Source organism: Psychromonas algicola (assembly GCF_004378355.1).
Classification (GTDB): Bacteria; Pseudomonadota; Gammaproteobacteria; order Enterobacterales; family Psychromonadaceae; genus Psychromonas.
Genome location: NZ_SNUB01000020.1, coordinates 42,472 through 63,849, shown reverse-complemented (window position 1 = coordinate 63,849; position 21,378 = coordinate 42,472). Strand labels below are relative to the sequence as shown.

Genomic DNA, 21,378 nt, shown 5'->3' with positions numbered 1-21,378 from the left:
TTGCTAAGTCGATACTAATTACGCTACATTTCATGTTGGTCACTCCATATTTAGATTGATTTGCTGAATACTTATCTATCTTGGCACATTGCGATGCCGTTTTGGAGTGACCATCTCAGCATCCAAACATTGATTTCAATATAATCAAGTCATTAGCAATTAAACCAATATTCGATGTGGTTACGATAATTCTTTCATCTGGATTTCCAAAAAGTAATAGATTTGGGCTGCCAATATTTTATTAATTTACTATTTATCCCTGTTATTAAGGTTAGATCGCATAATGAAAATTGAACTTAAACAAGCCAATAAAACTGATATTGATTTTGCCTTTGAAGCAAAGAAGCAAGCGATGGGGCCACACATAGAATCTAAGTGGGGATGGGATGAAAATTTTCAACGCTTATTGCATGAACAAAGGTTTAGTGAGAAACCTTGGTTTATTATTTTAGTTAATGGAGAAGCAATAGGTACAGTTTCTATTCACGATGTTGGCAAGCACACAAGATTTGGTGAGTTTTATTTGTTGATAAAATTTCAGCGTAAAGGAATTGGTACAAAAGTATTACAGAAATTCTTGAGTGAATGTGATGCCGACTCAAAGAAAGTAACGCTTGAATATTTAAAATGGAATCCCGTAGGTTCTTTGTATAAGCGAAATGGATTTGAAGTTACAAGCGAAAATGAAATCCATTATTTTATGACGAGAGTACCCATTCCACTCTAACAAGTGACTATGGTGTTACGTGAAGATACGAGACATCCATCGACTGTTTACCGTCAATTACTTATAAATAATAAACTCTGCAACTTAGTAAAAAGTATGAGGAAAATAATGGAAGCCTTAAGTAAAGAAATGGGCGTGGTTTACTTATTAGATAAACCCTATAAAGATGAATCTATAGATTCTATCGACCTTGAATCGTTGTTGACTCCCAAACCTAAAGGCGTTGTGTTAAAACAAAAGGAAGGCTATTACAACGTGGGGTGGAGTAATCAACTCCATCGTATTATCTCCAAGAAAGCAATCTCCGCAGATGAGGTAGCTCGATTTAAAGCAATATCAAAAGCTGACTTGTTATTAGATGTAAACTGGATGCTTTGTGGCCACCAACCTGCCTATGCCATTGAGCTATTCAGCGATGACTTGCTCTATTTTAAAACCTCTTTTTGCTTTGATTGTGATACTTGGATCAATGAAGTGCAAGGGGAGTTCATTCGTTTACATTTGAACAATACAAAATTACTCGATTGGCTTAACTCAGTAATACCTTTGCCAAAATAAGAACTTACTAACATCAACTAATTGATTATTAAGTTGATACTGACTCGCTATTCGTTTTACCTATGTTTTAATTTAGTGAGCTAGCGTTCTAATCAAAATCAACATAATCCGAACCAATAAGGATATTTATGAATTCTCAAAAAGTTGCGATTATTACAGGGGCTGGGCGTGGTATCGGCGCAGCTACTGCGTTGTTATTTGGTCGTAAAGGGGATGCCGTTTGTATTAACTATAAATCCGACGTTGAATCTGCAAGCAAACTTGCTGAAACCATCATCGCTGCTGGTGGAAGATGTATTACAGTACAAGCTGATGTTTCTCGTGAAGATGAGGTGGTACGACTATTTTCAACCGTTGATGAGGTATTAGGTTCGGTATCTGTTTTGGTTAATAATGCTGGTATTTTGAAAACTCAATCGCGCTTAGAAGATATGACGGCCGAGAGAATCAATTTAATACTCACTCAGAACGTCACTAGCTACTTTTTATGTTGTCGAGAAGCGGTAAAACGCATGTCTACTCGTCACGGTGGTGTTGGCGGTGCGATTGTTAATGTGTCTTCTGGAGCAGCTCGCTCTGGTTCTCCAAACGAATATATTGATTATGCCGCATCAAAAGGCGCTGTTGATACGCTTACTAAAGGTTTGTCTTTAGAAGTGGCTAGTGAAGGCATTCGTGTTAATTGCGTACGTCCAGGGTTAATTCATACTGATATACACGCTGATGGCGGTGAGCCTGAGCGTATACAACGATTAAAAAATAATATCCCTGTCAAAAGAGGCGGCCAAGCTGAAGAAGTGGCAGAAGCCATTTATTGGTTAGCTTCAGAGAAATCGTCTTATTCCACAGGCACTTACTTAGATGTTACTGGTGGTTTGTAATAGAGGGCATCAACTGTTAGCCAGCTTTGTTAACCTATTAACGGCAGATTATTTCATTTGTGATATTGATTCAGATAATAAGCAGTCTACTCATGCTGCATGGACAAGTTATTTTTAGCCAAGAGATTTTTGTTAATATTTAGGCTTGTTGCGGCTTAATCCGATTACTTTCTATCGTGTTGATTAAGTTAGTTGCAGATCCTACTTAATCTGGTCAATCTATTTCATTACAACGACTTAAATTGGATTTAAGTATTTAATATCATCTAAATGTAAGCTATTCTCATTTGCGATTTTGATTAAGTAAATCAAAAGCACAGTTTATTATTAATGTTTTTGAAGGGAAGGGAATGAAAAAGAATCTATTGTTACTATTTATTGGATGTTGCTTGCCACAATTTGTTTGGGCACATGACTTAAATGCCGGCGGAGGCTTTATGTCAGGCTTTAGTCATCCAGTACTTGGCTTGGATCATTTATTGGCGATGATCAGTGTGGGGATTCTAAGTGCGCAAATGGGCGGGCGAGCGATTTGGAGTGTGCCATCGGTATTTGTTGGTGTGATGTTAATTGGTGGTGTGCTTGGTATGCAAGGCTTCCCATTAATATCTGTCGAGTTAGGCATCGCCTTTTCTGTTTTTGCATTAGGTCTCGCATTGGTTGCTGAAAAGAAAGCGCCACCGATGTTAGCTATGTTATTTGTAGGCATCTTTGCCATTTTTCATGGCCATGCACATGGCACAGAAATGCCATATTTAGCTGAACCTATCTTATATGCGCTAGGTTTCTTTGTCGGTACAGCAAGCCTCCATATTGCCGGTGTCTTGATTGGGGTGTTTGCCAATAAAACAAGTTTTGGCGAACAACTATTACGTTATATCGGTGCAGGTATTGCTGGCATTGGCCTTTATCTTTTGATTCTATGATTATGGGGGTAATTGGTAATAATACCAATCACGATAAATAGGTTATCTATTTTACTGGCTAAAACAGCCCACTTCTTCGTTATACTTTTATTTTGTAGATGTCGTAAAGGGAACCGCCATTAAAGTATTCAAGTGCTTTGCTTAATACTACCGATAGAGGGTTAACCAAGTTAAGCTCTCTAAAGGTGTCAATTTATGCCTTGAATTGAACTGTTTTTTCTTCGTAAAATTTAGATAACATATTTAACGCAAACGGTATAAATCGCCTCTGTAAAAGTACAATGATTTATTCTGAGGCGAAAATATTATTTTATTCCTAATTTAATCTTCTAGCTTAATTTGTTATTTAGGTTGCTATTAATACTCTAACTTTTTTAGTATTTTTTGTAAGCATAATGCTTTATCAGTGACCCACAAAGCATAGCTAATAGGGATGATTTCAATACCTGCACGTTTAAATATTTTGTAAGTGTTAAGCTCAAAGAAATCACCCCAAGGTCCTGGGAAGCCAATTAAGTCGATAGCTAAATAGTTATTATGTCGGCAAAGAATGTCTATTTCCGTTCCTGCAATGGCGTATCCTGACCATGTTTCTATATTATGTTTATGTAGCTCTTGCATAACATCAGCTTGGAATTCATCTATTTTTTTTGCTGTTATATGGTGTGCTTTAAATTCATTTATTGAATTGATATATTTTTTGAGCAGGTTTTGTGAGGGTAAGGCATTTTCATCGAATGATATAAACAAGTGTTGTTTTTGTCTCGCTCTCGTAATAGCCACATTAAAAACATCTTCCTTATTAAGATAAACCGCTGCTCGAGCTGAATTATTATCGATGGAAAATGAAATGAACATGATATCCCGTTCTTCTCCTTGAAAACCAAATGGTGTCGCAGAGCGAATTTTATATTTGATTATTTCAGTTTCACTAAAGTTTTCTTCAATTTCTTTCGCTATATTTTCTGCTTGTTTTCTAAATGGAGAAATAACTCCCATGCTGTGAACAATACCGGTTTTAATGCTTTTATTAATGTGTTCTTTAATAGAGGCGATAACCTCTTTTGTTTCTAAACGATTAACACCAGATCTATCTCTTGTACCATTCACCCTATTAAGATGTAAATGACCACTACTTGTACAAGGCTTATGTTGCATTATCTTTAATTTATTTTGGTAAAATTGCTGATTACTAAAGTGGATTAATTCAGGTTTACTTCTAAAATGTTCGTCTAAGAAAGCCACTTGTTGTTGGCTATGTAGCGAGTTTAAGGCTAATTCTAAAATAGAATGATCTCGATAACTCACCACGCCCTTAGTGTGAGGTGTTAGTTTATTGTTGACACGTAACTGATCTTCTTTTGTTTTTGCTAAAAATGAGTAGTGTTTTAACTGTTTGGTATCACCAACTATCATGGCTCTTTTCGCGCGATAAAGGGCAGGCAAAGTGCTACTAATATTACATTGTGTTGCTTCATCAATGATCACAAGGTCAAACATCTCGGCGTTAAGCGGTAAAACGCGATGTAACATACTAATATTAACTAGCCAAATCGGGAATGCTGAAAGTAATGTGTCATATTCAATGTCATTAAAAAACTCAAATTGACTCTTAGAAGTTCGGCTGCGCACTGCTTTACTAAAAGCAACTAATGACCTCCAATGATTATCTATTAAATTTCTTAAATTTTTATTTTTTAATGTATTTAAATAGTGGCTTGCGAGTTGTTCTCTTTTTATTTGTTGCTCATTAATTTCATCTAAATTGAGCCATTGTTTTTTTAGTCTTTTTATACTGTTTATTACAAACAACAAGTAGGTTCTTTTTAACCAGTTTGCTTCTTTTTGCTCAAGATTTCTTAAAACTTTTCCTCGCTTTATTGCTTTGCTGCAAAAGCGAGTAAAGTTTTTTTCTAATTTATTTAGTGCGTTGCTAGTACTGTTCAATTCATCTTCGAGGGACTTAATGTCTTCATTAAATTCTTCGTTATAATAACCTCCTAATAAGCTATCAAGATAATTTTTAAATTTTTTGATAAACCTTCTTTGACTGGCTCTAATTGATATATCACTTAATCCGAAATTATCGTCAAGTTTTTCGGCTATCACATCTAAGGCTGGATCGTTATTTGCGACAATTAATACCGATTCTCCTCGTGCCATATGTTCAGCGGCAATTGCAGCAATGGTATAACTTTTTCCTGTTCCGGGTGGTCCTGAAGTACAGCCTAATTGATAATTAGCAGCAATGGATAATATTTTTTTTTGTGGTGACGAAAGTAAACCCGGTAAATAATTATATTTTAGGTTTTTGTGGCTTTCAGATGCCGTTACATCTGTAAATAATGTCGTTAGTGGTGCTGATGTTTGTTTAGATGAAATAATGCTTTCTAATTCATGCAGTACGCCTCGACTACTTTTAGAACGTTCGACAAAAACAAGCATTGAAACGGGTAATAGACTTGGTTTTTTTCTTTGTAATGCCTTTTTAATTTCATTGTCTCCTAGCAAACGAGGGAAGTCTAATAGGCTTAAACAATCTAATTCTAAAGGGCTATTTTTAAGTAATGAAGTCCAGTAAGAAGGTAAACTAATTGCAGTGCTTGCATTTATTTCTGTTGTATTTTCTGGCATTAGCAATTGAAGTAAAGGCTCATAAGGTTCTGGGGCTTGATTGTTGATTGAAAAGTAATACTCTTCCTCTGTTTTTTCTATGAAAGCTTCGTTAAATAGTAAAGGAGAAATGATTGGTTTTACTTCACCCTGAACCTCTAGTTTGCCAACTAATAAGTAACGAACGTATAATAGAACCTTCTCTCGTTGGTAAATTTCCACTCGCTTGATCATTTGTTCTGCAAATGTTTTTGGTATAGGGAAGCGAGGCAGAAAACCTGTCCCTAATTCATCGCTTCCTTCTAAAACTAAACGATCTTCTTTTTTAAGTTTGTTTAAATTCCATAAATTAAAATCAGAGCTGTCTTCTTTATAACAGTCTCGGTAATAAGAAAGTGTGTTTTTTATGCTTGTCATTTTATATTAATCCATGGAATATAACGAAATACGCTTACTACTTTATCATAAGTTATTTTTTAGTTTATATGAGAATAAAAAATATCTTTTATTAATAACAACTTGAATGTATTGGAGATAACAATGGAATGGCCAAGTATTAAAGACTGTTACGCTGCCATGTCTGCATTTTCAGAATATTATATGGAAGGCGAACAACTAGAAGAGTGGCGTTCAATTATTGAAACTGGATTAAATGAAGAGCGCTTTCCTCCAGGGAAAGGATTTCTATATGAAATTGAAAAGGTGATGAAAACCTCTTCTAAGCCAGAAATACAAGATAGAAAAAACCTACATGAAATAATTTGTATGGTTTGCATTTAGAAAGGTCATGAGTTGTAAGACTTTGTTTAGCTTTTACTGATAAACCCATTAAAAATATTAGGCGATTTTTTATGAAACCAGAAGAATCATTATATGTAACCGATTTAGATGGTACTTTATTAAAAGATGATCAAACTCTTTCCAAGGAAACGATTTCTTTTCTTACCAATGCAATAGAAAATGGCTTAAATTTTACCTATGCCACTGCTCGCTCCATCGCTTCTAGTGCTTTTGTTTTAGAATCGTTACAACTTAAATTACCTGTTATTTTATATAATGGTGCGCAGATATATTGTCCTAAAAAGCAATCTTATATACATACTTCTTATATGGATTCAGATTCATATTTAATGCAGTTACAATCATTATTAAACGATGGCCTAGACCCAATTGTTCATTGTTTAGATGAAAATGATAATTTAAATGTTTACTTCAAATCGGTTGCTAATGAAAGTACTAAGCAGTGGATTAACTCCCGTCTTAAAAATGGAGATAAACGATTTCGAGTTACTCATGATTTCTCAGAGATTGATAGCTATAAAGTAATTGAGCTAATGGTCGTTGGTTATTATGAACAACTTGTTGAGTATAAGACGGCTTTAGAGCAGGATTCTAGTATTTCATTTGTGCTCGGAGAGGATGTTTATTGTAGAGGCTATTATTGGCTTGAATTGAGTCATGCAAATGCTAATAAAGGTTTTGCGGTTGAAAAACTAAGAAAGTATTTATTAAAAGAGGGTATCGTTTTAAAGAATATTATCTCTTTTGGTGATAACCATAATGATATTCCGATGTTTAAACAGTCAACCAAATCCTGTGCTGTTAATAATGCAAAAGCGTCTGTAAAAGACATAGCAGATAGTGTTATTAAAAGTAATAATGAAGATGCTGTTATTGGTTACTTAAAAGAAAATGTAATGGCTAATTAATGTAAAATTTAATAGGTAATTTAGTGAATAAAAAATGCTTTGTTGATCCTTCTATAACCTTATCTGATAAAGATATTCTCTTTCTAAATAATTTGAATTTAGAGGTTGTCAACTATGATAAAAATGAGTGTGATCATCGCGAGATAAATTGTTTTTTATTACATAGTCAATGTGCAGATAAACAACTATTACAAATGGAAAACTGCAAATATATTGGTATTAGAGCGCACAATACAGACTACGTAAATAAACAAATAACTGAACAACAAGGCATTAAAATTCAAGGCTTAAAAAAACAACATAGTATTAATGCCGTCGCAGAGCATGCATTTTCATTAATTTTTGCCCTAACTAAAAACTTAATTAATACACACCAGAATGTGGTTGAAGGTGAGTGGCGAAATGGCTTGTCATTAAATTACGAACTTAATAACAAAAAGCTAGGTTTGATTGGTTATGGCCAAATTGGACGTAAAGTTGCTGAGTTAGGGAAAGCCTTTGGTATGGAAATATTGATTGCTGGAAAGAAGGGGAGTGATCAAGTTGATGAAATTAATTTAGAGCAAGTCTTAAAGGAAGCTGACATCATTTCTTTGCATTTATCGAGTAAACAAGAGAATTATAATTATATTGGCCACGAACAGCTTGCGTTAATGAAAGATAATTCAATTTTAATTAATACTGCTCGAGGCTCCGTTTTAGATTACAACGCTTTAGATGGTTACCTTAAACAAGGTAAATTTCTCGGAGTAGGTTTGGATGTGTTTGATAAAGAGCCTTTGTTAAAATCTCCACTAACAAATTATAGCAATGTCATTTTAACGCCTCACTCTGCTTATATGACTAATGAAACGTTAGATGAAATGAACAATGAGCTTTTAGAAAATTTAAAGATATTTTTAAAATGATTAGCTGTTATTAATTATGAAATAGGGAGAAGAAGGCTTGATCTAGTTACTCGAGGGTAAACGTAATGAAAGTTTAAAAAAGTAAACATTTAAATTATTGATGTGCTCTCTTTGAAACTTTCCTATACTCTGTATGCCTGTGTTTTTATAACAAATATTTAACTATTTCAAAAATGTTTAGTTTCCTAGTAAGCTGATTGCATTTTTATTAATAACGCCAATGTTGCTTTTAATAAGCAAAACCAATAATTTTAAGTAAAGCTGAATTAATCCATTTAAAAGAGAGTTTCCATGAAAAAAAATACTAAAACAACAATTGCATCAATTGCCTTGATCGCGCTATTAACGGGTTGTGAAGCGACGCAACGTCAAAATGCAACAACCGGTGAAACTGAAACAAACTCTGCGACTAAAGGGGCTCTAATTGGTGCGCTTTCCGGTGCAGTAGTTGGTCTTGCTGCAGGTAAAAATGCAAAAGAACGTAAAAAATATGCACTAGGTGGACTTGTTGGTGGTGGTGTAATTGGTGGCGGAGCGGGTTATTACCTAGATCAACAAGAAGCGGCTTTACGTGAAGAGTTAACTAATTCTGGCGTGCAAGTTAAACGTGTTAGTGAAACTGAGTTACAACTTATTATGGAAAATGGTATCGGCTTTGGATCTGGTTCATCTAATCTATCTTCAAGTATCTTTTCTACATTGAATGGTGTGGCTGTAATATTAGACGAATACCCAGATTCAAAATTAATTATTACAGGTCACACAGACAGCTCTGGTAGTGATGCAACAAATCAAAAGTTATCTGAGCGACGTGCAAGCTCTGTTGGTCGTTACTTAATTAATCAAAAAGTTGATTCAGCTCGTATTACAACACAAGGTGTGGGTGAAAGAAGTCCAATTTGTACTAACAGTACTGCACAAGGTCGAGAATGTAACCGTCGTGTTGAAATTAGCATTCAACCTACTAGTTAGTCGTTAGTTAAATTTTAATTAAATGAAAAAAGGGCAGGTAAACTCAATGTTTACCTGCCTTTTTTTTTAATATTAATTTCCCCAGCTATAAATCTGCCATTGACTGTGTTGTTTTGCTTGCTCCATTAGCTGTACGCATGGGTTGATCAAATAAGTATGATCAGCGTAAAGGCATAAAGGAAGATCATTGATTGAGTCAGTGTAAAAATGAATCTCATCAAAACTAATTTCGTTATCAGCGACCCAACTTTTTAAACGTTGAATTTTACCTTCACGGTAACTTGGTACACCTGATACTTTGTTAGAGTAACAACCATTTTCCATTAACAAATCAATACCGATTGCGTGTTCGATCCCCAATTTTTGAGCTACTTTTTTGACGATAAAGGTGACCGTCGCTGAAATGATTAATAGGGGCGTTTTATCTGCTTTCAGCTGGCTAATTAAGGTTAATGCTTCTGGGAATACAAGAGGCATAACGTCAGTGTTAACGAACTCGTCGACTAAACTATCAATTTCGCTTGCTGGGATGCTTGTGATGGGCGCTAAGGTGAATGCTAGATAATCTTCCATATCCATTTCACCTTTTGCATACAACGCCATCATTTCACGATCTTTAGCTAAAAAATCAGGGGAGTTAACTATGCCTTTGTTAACGATAAAGGCATTCCACAACATAGCACAATCACCATTTACTAAGGTTTCATCCATATCAAATACATAAAGTGCTTGCGGCATATTAAACTCCTACTGGTTGAATTTCATTTAAATTAAATAATAGTTCTATCGCGCTACCTTTGGGCATGAGTCGTTCAGAAGAGCGGTTTAATAAATCAACGGTTAATTCTTCATTTTCTACTTTTAAATTGTAGCGGATAACATTACCTAACAATTGATGCGAAACAACGGTTGCAGATTTTGGCGATGAGATATGATCTGCATATTGTCGACCTGATTCTTTGATGTAAATAGATTCGGGACGTATCGCGACTTTACTTGTGGTTTCGATATCAAACCAATGCTTAGCGGTTTCTGCTGCAATCAGGTTGTAATGCCCCATAAAGCCTGCCACAAATTCATTCGCTGGTTTGGTGTAGATATCTTCTGGATTACCTTGCTGAATAATTTCACCTTGATTCATTAAGAAGATTCTATCTGACATCAACATCGCTTCTTCCTGATCATGTGTTACAAAGATCGTGGTCAGATTTAATTCTTTCTGAATATCTAAAATTTGTTGTCTTAAATTTTTACGAATTTTAGCATCAAGCGCTGAGAGTGGTTCATCAAGTAGCAGAATTCTTGGCTTTACAATTAGCGCTCTTGCTAGTGCTACACGTTGACGTTGGCCACCAGAAAGCTCATGCGGATAAAACTTTTCTTTTCCATCAAGCTCTACAAGATCAAGCATATTTTGTATGTCTTGTTGTGCTTCTTTTTTACTGATGCCTTTCATTTTTAATCCAAAGGCTACGTTATCTTCTACCGTCATATTAGGAAATAATGCATAAGACTGAAACACCATGCCTATTTCACGGTTTTGAGGTTGTGTATGGGTAATATCAACACCATCAACCCATATTTCACCTTTATTGGCTTTATCAAGACCCGCTAAGGTGCGAAGTAGTGTGGATTTACCACAACCACTCGGACCTAATAATGTGACGAATTCACCTTGTTCAATAGTAAAATCAATATCTTCAAATACAGTGACATCACCAAAACGTTTACTCAGTTTATTTATTGTTACGTAACTCATAGATTATTTCCTCTGGTCAAACGACTCGCCAACCAAGTACACAAAAAGATGAAAGCAAAGTAGGTCATCACTAAAGCCGATGTGAAATGACCGCTAGTTTGGCGCATGTTATAAAGATAAATTTGTAATGTTTCATAGCGAGTACCAACAAGAATATTGGCAAACACAAATTCTCCGAGCAGGAAGGAGAAGGATAAGAATAAAGAAGCAAGTAAGCCTTTTTTTAAGTTCGGTAGAATGATTAATAAAAATGCTTTGGTGGTGCTTGCTCCTAAAAGATGAGCGGCATCGATCAAATCCTTCAAATTAATGGCGGTAAAACTATTGGCAATCGCTCGATACATAAAAGGTAATGCGATAGTGAAATAGGTGCCAACTAATATCCATGGCGTACCAATGAGTTGAAATGTACTGTCTGCATATAATTGTAATAACCCCACAGAAGACACCACAGGTGGTACTGCAAAGGGTAATAAAATTAACAGGTTCATGACTTTGTCGAGTTTAGGGTAATAATAAAACACCACAAAAATCATAGGCAACACAAGTACGGTTGCTAACAATAATGAAGCAATACAAATAAACAGTGAACGACCAAACGCATCAATAAAACGTGGATCAGTCAATAAGGCGCCGTACCATTTAAGTGAAAAACCATCGGGTAAAATAGTGGCTCCCCAACTCGATGATAATGAATAAATAAAGGTCGCTAATATAGGGATTAACAATAAGGTGCTAATACCGTAAACAATGCCTTTATGAAGAAATAATTTATTATTTTCCATGGTAACTCCGTGCAATTAACCATTGGTTGATAGCGGTAATAAAAGCAAGTAATAGCATTAATAGCACTGAAATAGCCGCTGCTAGGTTAGGCTCTAAGAAAAGGTCACCCGAGACCAAACTGGCAATTCTAATGGTGACCATGTTGTAGTTACCTGAAGTTAATGCGTAAACACTTGCATAAGCACCGATTGCATTAGCAAACAAAATAATAAAGGTGCCAAGCAAAGCGGGAGAAAGGATAGGAAAACCTATTTTAACCCAATATTGAAACGGGCTTGCTCCTAATAATGCAGCTGCTTCGTAAGCATCTTTTTTGAGGGCGTCAAAGGCGGGATAAAGTAATAAAGCGCCTAATGGAATTTGAAAGTAAATATATAGAGTGAGTAATCCCCAGCTGCTATATAAATTAAAGTCTTCAATGAGTCCCCATTTTTGTAATAGCAAAGTCACTGCGCCATTGGTGCCTAAAATAATAATAAAGGCAAAGGCTAAAGGCACGCCTGCAAAGTTACTACTCATATTAGTAAAAGCGATCATTGCTTCTTTAATACGGCTATTTAGGTGGCGTAATGATGAAACCAATAGGCCTGCGAGTATTAATCCTACTAAGCTTGACCAAAAGCTGATCCATAAACTGTTATGGAAACTTTGTAAGATAAAAGCAGAGTCGAATATTTCTTGATAGTTTTCTATTGACCATTCTTCTTCGTAAATAAAACTATTAATAAATACCCAAACCATTGGAGCGATTTGAAATAGATAGAAAAAAAGCGCAAATGGGATAAGCCATAATGCGGGTTTATAAGTTGCTAATGTAGAGAGTAAACTTTGTTTGGTAATATTTTCTTGTTCTTGTTTGATTACCTTTGTATTCATTTTAAACACTCCTTAATAAAGGGTTTTGAGTGTTCTAACCCAAGTAGCTCACAGACCATGCCGCAAAGTTCTGTTTGTTTTATGGCATTGGCTTGATGGCTGAAACGATCGCCTATTAAATAAAGCGGCACTTCGCGTTCTTCTTTAAGGGTACCTCCATGCGATTTATCATTATTCATACCATGGTCACTGGTAATTAATATTTGATATCCGAGATTGATCCACTGCGGTAAAAAGTCCGAGAGGATAATATCGACATGGCGCGCTGAATTACGATATTCAGCTGAATCTAATCCATACTTATGTCCTGCATCATCAACATTCATTGGATGAATCAATAAGAAGTCTGGATCGTATTCTTTTCTTAAATATTCCCCATCAAGGAATAGCGCTTGATCGGGATAATGATCCCAGTGATAAAACACACCATGTTGAATATTTAACTCTGGGTTATTGGTATGTCGATCTCTCTGCGCATCATATGGAGAGGTGTTATATAACTCACTAACCCAATGATAGGCGGCAGCGGCGGTTTTTTTACCTTGTGTTTTAGCCAAGCTAAATATGGATTCGTAATGTGAATTTCGCGTCACATGGTTGTGGACAATGCCACTTTTGACAGGAGAGGTGCCAGTTAATATACATTCGTATAAAGGGCGTGATAGCGAAGGTAATTCGCTATACAAAGAGTATTGACTTGCCATCTTGTGCTCAATTAATCCATTTAAGTAGCCCATACAATCTTGGGCTACTTTTAGATTCAAGCCATCAAGAACAACAAGGATCACCTTATTATTCATAGTTAGCCTCAATTATTGTTGGTGGATTAGTACACTTTCTTGCCAAGCGCGAGGTAGTCTACGTGCCGATTTTTCCCATGCTTTAAAATCAGTAATAGGATTAACTGATTTATATTGCTCATTAGGGATTAATTTAGCTTGAGTTTCAGCTGGTAGTGTTACATTTGTACGGATTGGACGTGCATAACCATTTGCAAGGTTAATTTGTCCAGCATCACTGAAAATGTACTCTCGTGCTAATTTTGCAGCATTTGGATTTTTTGCGTATTTGTTAATAATGGTTGTGTAACCAGAAATAACAGAGCCATCCTGTGGAATACTAACGGTAAAGCGTGAACGGTCGATTTTATCTCGGTAATTCAATGCATTAAAGTCCCACATAACAGCAACTTCTACTTCGCCTTTTTCTAAGTTCGCTAAACTTGGGTTGGTATAAGATAGTCGACCCTGTTTAGCTAGTTTTTCAAAAAACTTGATTGCTGGTTTGAGGTTTGACTCATCGCCACCATTAGCAAATGCAGCAGCTAACACAGCATTATTTGCTTGAGAAGCAACGCCAACATCACCAATAGTGACTTTGTAATCGCCTTCAAGTAAATCCGCCCATGTTTTTGGTGCATTTTTAACTAGGTTGTTATTAGAAATAAAAGAAATAGTACCTGTATAAGCTAGTGCCCAATGACCATCTTTATCTTTCGCCCAGTCTGGAACGTCATTCCAAGTCGTTGGTTTGTACGCTTGTGTCACGCCTTTTCTCGCTGCAACGCGTGCAAATGCAAAACCAACATCACCAATGTCTGCGGTTGCATTTTTCTTTTCTGCTTCAAATTTTGCAATTTCTTGTGCGGAGCTCATGTCAGTATCTTGATGGCTGATATTATATTTTGTTTTTAGATCAACCCAAGTATCTTTCCAGTTTGCCCAACTATCTGGCATACCTATGCTGTATACTTGTCCCTCTTTTTGTGCAGCTTTAATTAATGAGTCAACTGACTCAGCTGCATAGGTGTTATGGGTAAGTGATAGAGCAAGAAGTGTTGTAGTAGCTTTTATTATTTTCATTGTATGTTCATCCTTTGTTTTTTAAATTCATTGGACTAGCCCAGTGAGTACGTTTTTTATACTACCTGAGAGATATTACAGTTTGTTTACAAAAAAGATCAAGTTTTATTTATTTAAGTTGAAATGATTCATGTTTTAATGATGATTAACTTGCTTATTGTTGTTTTTATGGCTTAAATGGTTAAGCGTTAAATAATAGTTTGGACTAGACCATATGGCAATAAAGAAGGATGCCTCTAAAAATATTAAAGAGGTACTGCGTGACCAAATCAATGGTAAGTTGTTGCTACCATTGCAAAAGCTACCTTCGGAACGAGAGTTAAGTGAGCTTTTTTCAATTACGCGAATTAGTGTTAAAAGTGCATTGGATTCACTCGAAATTGAAGGCTTAATTTACCGTGAAGATCGTCGTGGGTGGTTTGTTTCTCCTCCTAGGGTTAAATATAATCCATTATCTAGATGTCACTTTCATCAGATGATTAGTGAGCAAGAGCGTATTGCTGAAACTCAATTACTTGGCGTTAAAAGCATGATGGCACCGAGCAGCATTGCAACCATACTCGCGTTGTCTGAACTCACGCCTATTCATGTGCTTGAACGATTACGTTATATTGATGGGCGTGCCGTTTTATTTGTTGAAAATTGCCTGATTAGTGAGTTTTTTCCAGATATTTTGTCAGAAAACTTGGCGCAATCACTGACTACGCTTTATGAAAAAAAGTATGGGTTTAAAAATAGTCGTTCTCATTTTGACTTCATTCCTACCTCAGCTCCAGAGCATGTAGCTCATGCATTAAATATACGTCCGGGGCAGCAAATATTAAAAATATGCCGAGTCAATTATAATCAGCATCATCAAATAATTGACTGTGAATTTGAGTATTGGCGACCTGATGCGGTTATTATTAGTATTGATAATCGAGAATCATTTTAACTATTAAAAAAATATGGCTCTTAATGAAACAATTAATTAGAGAGGCTTTATGGTTTATGTCATTGCACAATTTATATTATTAGCAGCGATTGCTTGGCCTATGGGAACGCTATCATTTTCATCAATCGGCTTTTATGGTTAATCGACCTGGTAATTTTAATGTGCGTCCTGATCCTAAAAAATCGGGAAAGTTGATCGTTCACGGTCCTTATCGATTGATTCGTCATCCCATGTATACCTCTTTATTCTTTGCAGGCTTAGGCGTACTTTTCTTTCAATTTAGTATTTATAAGTTAGTTGCTTGGTTATTATTGATTGTTGTGTTGGCTTTAAAGGCGCGCTTTGAAGAAAAAGCATTATGTTTGCACCATCAAGATTATGCTAACTATCAAAAAACCAACAAGGCTTTTATTCCTTGGATCTGGTAATTTGTTGAAAGTACCAAGTTAGAATAATACTTAAAGTATTGTAAAATCATGTTTATACTAATCACATTCTCAATTTTAGATGGCGTTATTGTTAATGATGAATCAATTTAAACCGGCTATTGGTCTTAGTAATCAGCACATTCAATCCATTATTTCTAGCACAGGTCCACGGAAGTTTTTAGAAAATCGTCGTGCTGCTACCTTGTTAAAAACCGCTCAACGTCATGTCATTAAAACACCTCAAGGTGTCCAATTATTAGGTTACCTTTCTAAAACAAGTGTCAGTGAGTCAAAGGGACTTGCGATTATTATTCATGGTTGGGAAGGGTGTTCTGAATCATTGTATGTTCTGTCTAATGGTCAAAGATTATTAGATGATGGCTTTGATGTGTTCCGTTTAAACTTGCGTGATCACGGCAGTACTCAATCACTGAATAAAGATATTTTTAATTCAGCTCGGCTAGAAGAAGTGGTTGAAGCTGTTAAGTACGTTTGTACCCATTTTGGTGGCGCTCATAATGTACTTTGTGGTTATTCTTTAGGGGGAAACTTCTGTTTACGTGTCGCTAATTTAGCCAAGGTTGAAAATATTGGAATCGATCAAGCGATTGCGGTTTGTCCTTTATTAGACCCAATAACGACAATGGAAAAATTGAATACCGGATTCTTTATCTATGAACAGTATTTTGTTAAAAAGTGGAAACGTTCTTTATTCAAAAAATTACAGTATTTTAAGGACTATGATTATGGAAAGCCGCTTAAAAAATTAAAAACTTTAGACCAAATGAATGCATTTTTTATTCTTGGTTATACTGATTTTAATACTATTGAAGATTACTTTAATGCTTATTCAGTACTTGATGATGGACTAAGCCAGTTAGCTATTCCAACGACTATCATCTCTTCTGAAGATGATCCTATGATCCCATCTTCTCAATTAGCACGTTTGTTTAAGTCAGAATGGTTACATTTTGAATTACAATCTAAAGGCGGTCATTGTGCTTTTATCAAAAACTGGAAGTTAGAAAGTTGGGCAACGGATAGGATCTCTGAGTTAATTAACGAATACCGCCTCATTAAATAATTGTATCTGCTTGTTTAAAGTCTCTTGCTCATAATATCCCTGTTATGAGCTAGTTCTCTCTCTATTATTACTAAAAAGATTGTTCATTTATTTCTCCATATTTCTTGCACAATAAATTCTTATACTCCTGAAATTATCAGTGATGTCTATAAATTAAATCATTTCAATGTGGCAAATAGAATCCGAACTAGGCTTATTTCTAAAATAAATGAAAATCTAATTAATGATGGTAAAGGGAATTAAAATGAAAAAAACATTAACGCTTTTAACAATGACTGCAAGTTTAGCGGCTTGTGTCGATCATGGGCATGATAGTGATCATAGTCATGATCATGGTGATAACAGTCATCAGCATAGTCATAGTACTGATATAACTAATGACAATGTAAAAGATATTACTGGCACCATTTTTACTAGCCGTGCAACAAATTGTGCAGAATATGCCAATGAATATACGTCTAATGTTAAAGATGTTAATGAAAATACTGCTTATGCTGGCCGTTTAAAGATCTCGTTAGAAAATGGACAATGTGTATTCAATACGAATGCGATCCCTAACCACGATTTTAATGATGGGAGTCGAACGTTCCGCAATCCCGTTTCAGAGCAGGATGTCACTTATACCATTCCACAATCTCCTAAGATGAGCGATAAAATAACCGAACTAAGTTTACGTGCAGATAATGCCGTATTTTTAAATGGTGTTAAATTGGATTTATTGGCAGCAGGGTGTTTTGGTGTCGGTGATGGTTTTATTGGTTGTGGTGATACAGAACAACCTTTTAGATTTGATCCGATGTCCTCGTTAAATAGCTTTGGAACCGACTCGCACAATGCACATACTCAACCTGATGGCACTTATCATTATCATGGCAATCCATTAGCGATGTTTACAGCGAGTAGTAAAGCTGCATCACCAGTGATTGGTTTTGCTGCTGATGGTTTTCCTATTTACGGTAGTTATTTTGATGATAATGGCACCATTAGGAAGGCTAAATCCAGTTATGTGTTAAAGAATAATGGCAGCTTAAGAGCAGATGTTGTCTTTGCCGGTAAAACCTATTCGCCAGGTGGTAGCTACGATGGTCAATATGTTGATGATTTTAAATACGATGCCTTAGCTGGTGGAGATTTAGATGAATGTAATGGTATGACTGTCGATGGTCATTACGGGTATTACGTAACGGATGCTTACCCTTGGGTGTTAAAATGTTTTAAAGGAACGCCTGATGATAGCTTTAATAAGAAAAGACCGACTAAAGGTCCAAAACGTAAGTTATAAGTAGGTATAAAGTAGTGGTCATATAGAGCCGAGTTGTGTGCTCTATATGACTGCAATAAAGTATTATATCTTTTAAAATCTTTTCTTAAATTTACTCCTAAAATTTTACTAATTCCCTGTGCTTTTATAAAACCTCAAACTATATCGCCAGTAACAATAAGATAAAGCATATAAAACAAACCCCACACAAGGTGCGATATAAATATAAGCAATCGGGAAATCAATAAGATCGGCTTTTCTTAATATAAATTGTGCTGGAAAATAATTAACAAACGCAAAGGGCACAATATAAATTAATAAGAACTGAATCGAACCATGAAAAATGCTTAAGGGATAACCTGCAAATTTTCGTGTATTCCAATACAGTATATTTCTTATATTAGTGACTTTGATTAATGTAAAACTCAATGACGCAATAAATAAGAATAAAGCGCCTTGAATTAAGACTCCACTGATCACAGAGACAATACAATAAAGCACTAAAGTTGTATTCCAATCGACATTAATTTGCCCTGCAGAATAGATGAAAAGTACTAAGCCTAAGCATCCGTGACCAATCGCTGCAAACCAATCTGCATTGCTTGATATTATTTGAAAGACTAAACCTCTTGGCCTTAATAAAAATCGGTCTAATGAACCTTTGTTAACCATGTTTTCAAAATCACGAAAACCAGTAAAAAATAAGATTAATAAACCGTAAGTAAAAAAGATAAAACTAAACAAAAATAATAATTCATCAATATTCCAGCCATTAATGTTTTCAAACTTTAATAACATAAAGTAGATAATAATGATGCTTGCGGATTCACGTAAAAATACAGCAAGTGATCTGAAAATCGCATCAACCTTATACTGGAATCGTGATTTGATAGTAATGAGCGAATAATGAATAAATAGAGCGAATGTATCCATTGCTTAACCTCCTTGTATCACGATGCGTTTTTTGCCTTTTAACCACATCACATGACTGATTAAATACAAAGCAATGATCCATAACGATTGTTTAATGAAAAACTCCCCTACATCAGCAGGCGCAATATCACCTAAATAGATACGAGAGGGAACGAAGTAGATAGAGCTGAAAGGTGTATATTCAATCCATTTTAAGATTGAATCGGGCATAAACCATAACGGTAAAACAGCACCTGATAATACGGTGATAAATACATTTTTAATGGTAGAAAGGCTCCAGACACTGATCATCCAGAATGCGAAGAACTGCACAATGGAACTGATCATCCATAACACCAAAAAACCTAACACGGCGCTAACAATAAAGAATAAAAATGAAACAAAGCTATCAGGCGGTAAAATGTCGATAACAAAACTGAAAAGGATAATGGTGGGTAAAAAGTTAGAGATTAAGCGGAATAAAATTTCACCTAAGGTTTCTGCAAACATTTGCCCGCGAAAATTGATTGGCAGTAATAAAGTGTAGGCAATCGTTCCATCATGAACTTTTTTAGAAACCATTTGATCGTTAATCGTGTAAGCGTTAGCTAAACCTTGGCTTATCATGATCGTTGTTACCACCATCGAAAATGAGATACCATTAAAAATCTCCTGTGCGCCATAGAGTGTTTTCCATATTAGGCAGGCAATAAACAACTGAATGCAGGTGTTTAAAATCCCCATCAAATAATCAAACTTGTAAACCATCTTGCTTAAGAAGACTGTTTTGGTAAAGGCAAGGTAGACGCTAATATTAAATACCTTTGTCATAAATATCCCTCACAATTTCTTCAATATCGGGTTCGCTGATCGTTAGATCAGAGACTTGATAGTTTTCAAATAAATACTGAATCAACGACTTTACTTCGATATCTTCATTTTTGAATAGAAATTCTTTACTGCGATCTTTTTTACTGATGATTTTAATAGAAGGAGTCTTCGCGACTTCAGATATGTCGTAATCTTGTTCAAACTTAACCACTAGTTTTCGCTCACTTCCAAAGTGAGTTTTAATACCAGCTACCGTTCCATCGTATATTTTTTTACCTTGATCAATGATGATCAAGCGTTCACAGGTTTTTTCTATGTCTTGCATATCATGCGTTGTGAAAATGATGGTGACACCGAGTTCTTTATTCATATAACGAATAAATTCTCTTATTTTCTCTTTAGCAACAACATCTAAACCGATAGTCGGTTCATCAAAGAAAACAAGCTCCGGAGAATGTAACAGGGCGGCTGCAATATCAGCTCTCATTCGCTGTCCAAGTGACAGTTGGCGAACGGGTTGCTCTATGAAACTTTTCATATCTAGAATTTTGGTGAACATTGCGAGATTTTCTTGGTATTTTTGATCTGGTATACGGTAGATTTTTTGCAGTAAATCAAAGCTATCGATAATGGGTAGGTCCCATGATAATTGCGACTTTTGTCCAAAAATAGCGCCAATCTTCGCAACATATTCAATACGATCTTTATCTGGACTCAAACCGAGAGCTGTAACGCTACCTTCTGTGGGTGACAAAATGCCACTGAGCATTTTTATGGTTGTAGATTTACCTGCACCATTGGCACCTATAAATCCAACGGCATCGCCTTTTTTGATGGTAAAGCTAATATCATCGACTGCTTTTTTGTGGATGTATTTAGGTAAAAATAAGTTTGCTAAGTGTCCGAATAATCCTTTTTCTCGCTTGCTGATTTTAAATGTTTTTTTAAGGCGCTTACCTTCAATCACAGTTTCCATTTTATGCATCCAAGGTATTAATAAAAAGTTGTTAATGAAAACTATGTAGCCAATTTTCATTTTTTAGAAACTAGGATGATGCTATGGAGAAGATGATTATCAAGTTGTTTATGTTGATTCTTCTACTTTGCCCCCTTTTTTTGTGATAAAAATTTTATTAATTCGAAGTGAGTATTTGTTTTTATTAATTGACCGTAAATCAGTTATTTTTTGATTTTTGTACTTCGATTAAATAATTAGACGGAGATATGTCAAAAACTCAAACATTTAATGCAAAATAATTCACTATTTGTTTACTCCTTGGCAACAAATGATTAGCATCACTACCCCTTATTAAAATCAATATGCTTTTATCTGATATTAGCGTATTTAAAT

The 21,378-nt window shown here is 35.3% G+C and carries 22 protein-coding genes; 12 read left to right on the top strand and 10 right to left on the bottom strand.

Going from position 1 to position 21,378, the window contains the following annotated elements; genetic code table 11:
• Positions 1-283 precede the first annotated feature (283 nt).
• The 4 genes from E2R67_RS11005 (at position 284) to E2R67_RS10990 (ending at position 3,092) form a co-directional block, all read left to right on the top strand.
• Positions 284-727, top strand: coding sequence for a GNAT family N-acetyltransferase (locus E2R67_RS11005; protein WP_134291008.1), 444 nt, complete (start codon positions 284-286; stop codon positions 725-727).
• 108 nt (positions 728-835) lie between these two features.
• Positions 836-1,285, top strand: coding sequence for a hypothetical protein (locus E2R67_RS11000; RefSeq protein WP_134291007.1), 450 nt, complete (start codon positions 836-838; stop codon positions 1,283-1,285).
• A gap of 128 nt (positions 1,286-1,413) precedes the next feature.
• Positions 1,414-2,166, top strand: coding sequence for an SDR family oxidoreductase (locus E2R67_RS10995; protein WP_134291006.1), 753 nt, complete (start codon positions 1,414-1,416; stop codon positions 2,164-2,166).
• A 350-nt stretch (positions 2,167-2,516) separates the two neighbouring features.
• The gene (locus tag E2R67_RS10990; protein ID WP_134291005.1) at positions 2,517-3,092 is read left to right on the top strand and encodes a HupE/UreJ family protein; all 576 of its coding nucleotides are present in this window, start codon (positions 2,517-2,519) and stop codon (positions 3,090-3,092) included.
• A 357-nt stretch (positions 3,093-3,449) separates the two neighbouring features.
• On the opposite strand, the gene E2R67_RS10985 is transcribed toward E2R67_RS10990, so the two are convergent.
• Positions 3,450-6,122, bottom strand: coding sequence for a DEAD/DEAH box helicase (locus E2R67_RS10985; RefSeq protein ID WP_134291004.1), 2,673 nt, complete (start codon positions 6,120-6,122; stop codon positions 3,450-3,452).
• A 123-nt stretch (positions 6,123-6,245) separates the two neighbouring features.
• On the opposite strand from E2R67_RS10985, the gene E2R67_RS10980 reads away from it, so the two are divergent.
• From E2R67_RS10980 to E2R67_RS10965, 4 genes are all read left to right on the top strand, one after another.
• Entirely contained in the window at positions 6,246-6,485 is a 240-nt protein-coding gene (locus E2R67_RS10980) for a hypothetical protein (RefSeq protein ID WP_134291003.1), read from the top strand.
• Between the two features lie 71 nt (positions 6,486-6,556).
• Positions 6,557-7,414, top strand: a complete 858-nt coding sequence (locus E2R67_RS10975) for an HAD family hydrolase (RefSeq protein ID WP_134291002.1) — start codon at positions 6,557-6,559, stop codon at positions 7,412-7,414.
• 23 nt (positions 7,415-7,437) lie between these two features.
• Positions 7,438-8,322: a 2-hydroxyacid dehydrogenase gene (locus E2R67_RS10970; protein WP_134291001.1), complete on the top strand. Its 885-nt coding sequence runs from the start codon at positions 7,438-7,440 to the stop codon at positions 8,320-8,322.
• A gap of 291 nt (positions 8,323-8,613) precedes the next feature.
• On the top strand, positions 8,614-9,294 hold the full coding sequence (locus E2R67_RS10965) for a YiaD family glycine zipper/OmpA-like lipoprotein (protein ID WP_134291000.1): 681 nt from the start codon (positions 8,614-8,616) through the stop codon (positions 9,292-9,294).
• 72 nt (positions 9,295-9,366) lie between these two features.
• Here the strand turns inward: E2R67_RS10965 and E2R67_RS10960 are convergent, their stop codons facing one another.
• From E2R67_RS10960 to E2R67_RS10935, 6 genes are read right to left on the bottom strand one after another with little or no spacing between them, the layout of a single operon-like run.
• A complete protein-coding gene (locus tag E2R67_RS10960; protein WP_134290999.1) occupies positions 9,367-10,032 on the bottom strand; it encodes an HAD family hydrolase in 666 nt (221 codons plus the stop codon).
• A 1-nt stretch (position 10,033) separates the two neighbouring features.
• A complete protein-coding gene (locus E2R67_RS10955) occupies positions 10,034-11,053 on the bottom strand; it encodes an ABC transporter ATP-binding protein (RefSeq protein ID WP_134290998.1) in 1,020 nt (339 codons plus the stop codon).
• Entirely contained in the window at positions 11,050-11,838 is a 789-nt protein-coding gene (locus E2R67_RS10950) for an ABC transporter permease (protein ID WP_134290997.1), read from the bottom strand. Before E2R67_RS10950 ends, E2R67_RS10955 begins: the two co-directional genes overlap by 4 nt.
• The gene (locus E2R67_RS10945) at positions 11,828-12,715 is read right to left on the bottom strand and encodes an ABC transporter permease (protein ID WP_134290996.1); all 888 of its coding nucleotides are present in this window, start codon (positions 12,713-12,715) and stop codon (positions 11,828-11,830) included. Before E2R67_RS10945 ends, E2R67_RS10950 begins: the two co-directional genes overlap by 11 nt.
• The gene (locus E2R67_RS10940) at positions 12,712-13,515 is read right to left on the bottom strand and encodes an alkaline phosphatase family protein (RefSeq protein WP_134290995.1); all 804 of its coding nucleotides are present in this window, start codon (positions 13,513-13,515) and stop codon (positions 12,712-12,714) included. The genes E2R67_RS10945 and E2R67_RS10940 overlap by 4 nt, the downstream gene beginning before the upstream one ends.
• A gap of 12 nt (positions 13,516-13,527) precedes the next feature.
• The gene (locus E2R67_RS10935; protein WP_134290994.1) at positions 13,528-14,577 is read right to left on the bottom strand and encodes an ABC transporter substrate-binding protein; all 1,050 of its coding nucleotides are present in this window, start codon (positions 14,575-14,577) and stop codon (positions 13,528-13,530) included.
• A 214-nt stretch (positions 14,578-14,791) separates the two neighbouring features.
• On the opposite strand from E2R67_RS10935, the gene E2R67_RS10930 reads away from it, so the two are divergent.
• The 4 genes from E2R67_RS10930 to E2R67_RS10915 all read left to right on the top strand — a co-directional run bounded on the left by E2R67_RS10930 (position 14,792) and on the right by E2R67_RS10915 (position 18,305).
• Positions 14,792-15,511, top strand: a complete 720-nt coding sequence (locus tag E2R67_RS10930; protein WP_134290993.1) for a UTRA domain-containing protein — start codon at positions 14,792-14,794, stop codon at positions 15,509-15,511.
• A 134-nt stretch (positions 15,512-15,645) separates the two neighbouring features.
• Positions 15,646-15,939, top strand: coding sequence for a methyltransferase family protein (locus tag E2R67_RS10925; RefSeq protein WP_134290992.1), 294 nt, complete (start codon positions 15,646-15,648; stop codon positions 15,937-15,939).
• 94 nt (positions 15,940-16,033) lie between these two features.
• Entirely contained in the window at positions 16,034-17,023 is a 990-nt protein-coding gene (locus E2R67_RS10920) for a YheT family hydrolase (protein ID WP_243837002.1), read from the top strand.
• 244 nt (positions 17,024-17,267) lie between these two features.
• Entirely contained in the window at positions 17,268-18,305 is a 1,038-nt protein-coding gene (locus E2R67_RS10915; protein WP_166739370.1) for a YHYH protein, read from the top strand.
• 108 nt (positions 18,306-18,413) lie between these two features.
• Here E2R67_RS10915 and E2R67_RS10910 read toward each other — a convergent pair whose 3' ends face one another.
• The 3 genes from E2R67_RS10910 to E2R67_RS10900 are packed head-to-tail and all read right to left on the bottom strand — an operon-like array spanning position 18,414 to position 21,003.
• Positions 18,414-19,217, bottom strand: coding sequence for an ABC transporter permease (locus tag E2R67_RS10910; RefSeq protein ID WP_134290990.1), 804 nt, complete (start codon positions 19,215-19,217; stop codon positions 18,414-18,416).
• Between the two features lie 3 nt (positions 19,218-19,220).
• Positions 19,221-20,027, bottom strand: a complete 807-nt coding sequence (locus tag E2R67_RS10905; RefSeq protein ID WP_134290989.1) for an ABC transporter permease — start codon at positions 20,025-20,027, stop codon at positions 19,221-19,223.
• The gene (locus E2R67_RS10900; RefSeq protein WP_134290988.1) at positions 20,011-21,003 is read right to left on the bottom strand and encodes an ABC transporter ATP-binding protein; all 993 of its coding nucleotides are present in this window, start codon (positions 21,001-21,003) and stop codon (positions 20,011-20,013) included. The genes E2R67_RS10905 and E2R67_RS10900 overlap by 17 nt, the downstream gene beginning before the upstream one ends.
• Positions 21,004-21,378 lie beyond the last annotated feature (375 nt).

Excerpts from the sequence above, each read along its gene's own strand:
- E2R67_RS10945 (WP_134290996.1), bottom strand. The coding sequence starts at position 12,715 with ATGAATACAAAGGTAATCAAACAAGAACAAGAAAATATTACCAAACAA.
- E2R67_RS10950 (WP_134290997.1), bottom strand. The coding sequence starts at position 11,838 with ATGGAAAATAATAAATTATTTCTTCATAAAGGCATTGTTTACGGTATT.
- E2R67_RS11000 (WP_134291007.1), top strand. The coding sequence starts at position 836 with ATGGAAGCCTTAAGTAAAGAAATGGGCGTGGTTTACTTATTAGATAAA.
- E2R67_RS10990 (WP_134291005.1), top strand. The coding sequence starts at position 2,517 with ATGAAAAAGAATCTATTGTTACTATTTATTGGATGTTGCTTGCCACAA.
- E2R67_RS10975 (WP_134291002.1), top strand. The coding sequence starts at position 6,557 with ATGAAACCAGAAGAATCATTATATGTAACCGATTTAGATGGTACTTTA.
- E2R67_RS10980 (WP_134291003.1), top strand. The coding sequence starts at position 6,246 with ATGGAATGGCCAAGTATTAAAGACTGTTACGCTGCCATGTCTGCATTT.
- E2R67_RS11005 (WP_134291008.1), top strand. The coding sequence starts at position 284 with ATGAAAATTGAACTTAAACAAGCCAATAAAACTGATATTGATTTTGCC.
- E2R67_RS10930 (WP_134290993.1), top strand. The coding sequence starts at position 14,792 with ATGGCAATAAAGAAGGATGCCTCTAAAAATATTAAAGAGGTACTGCGT.
- E2R67_RS10960 (WP_134290999.1), bottom strand. The coding sequence starts at position 10,032 with ATGCCGCAAGCACTTTATGTATTTGATATGGATGAAACCTTAGTAAAT.
- E2R67_RS10905 (WP_134290989.1), bottom strand. The coding sequence starts at position 20,027 with ATGACAAAGGTATTTAATATTAGCGTCTACCTTGCCTTTACCAAAACA.
- E2R67_RS10920 (WP_243837002.1), top strand. The coding sequence starts at position 16,034 with ATGATGAATCAATTTAAACCGGCTATTGGTCTTAGTAATCAGCACATT.
- E2R67_RS10915 (WP_166739370.1), top strand. The coding sequence starts at position 17,268 with ATGAAAAAAACATTAACGCTTTTAACAATGACTGCAAGTTTAGCGGCT.
- E2R67_RS10940 (WP_134290995.1), bottom strand. The coding sequence starts at position 13,515 with ATGAATAATAAGGTGATCCTTGTTGTTCTTGATGGCTTGAATCTAAAA.
- E2R67_RS10925 (WP_134290992.1), top strand. The coding sequence starts at position 15,646 with ATGGTTAATCGACCTGGTAATTTTAATGTGCGTCCTGATCCTAAAAAA.
- E2R67_RS10955 (WP_134290998.1), bottom strand. The coding sequence starts at position 11,053 with ATGAGTTACGTAACAATAAATAAACTGAGTAAACGTTTTGGTGATGTC.
- E2R67_RS10935 (WP_134290994.1), bottom strand. The coding sequence starts at position 14,577 with ATGAAAATAATAAAAGCTACTACAACACTTCTTGCTCTATCACTTACC.
- E2R67_RS10900 (WP_134290988.1), bottom strand. The coding sequence starts at position 21,003 with ATGGAAACTGTGATTGAAGGTAAGCGCCTTAAAAAAACATTTAAAATC.
- E2R67_RS10965 (WP_134291000.1), top strand. The coding sequence starts at position 8,614 with ATGAAAAAAAATACTAAAACAACAATTGCATCAATTGCCTTGATCGCG.
- E2R67_RS10985 (WP_134291004.1), bottom strand. The coding sequence starts at position 6,122 with ATGACAAGCATAAAAAACACACTTTCTTATTACCGAGACTGTTATAAA.
- E2R67_RS10910 (WP_134290990.1), bottom strand. The coding sequence starts at position 19,217 with ATGGATACATTCGCTCTATTTATTCATTATTCGCTCATTACTATCAAA.
- E2R67_RS10995 (WP_134291006.1), top strand. The coding sequence starts at position 1,414 with ATGAATTCTCAAAAAGTTGCGATTATTACAGGGGCTGGGCGTGGTATC.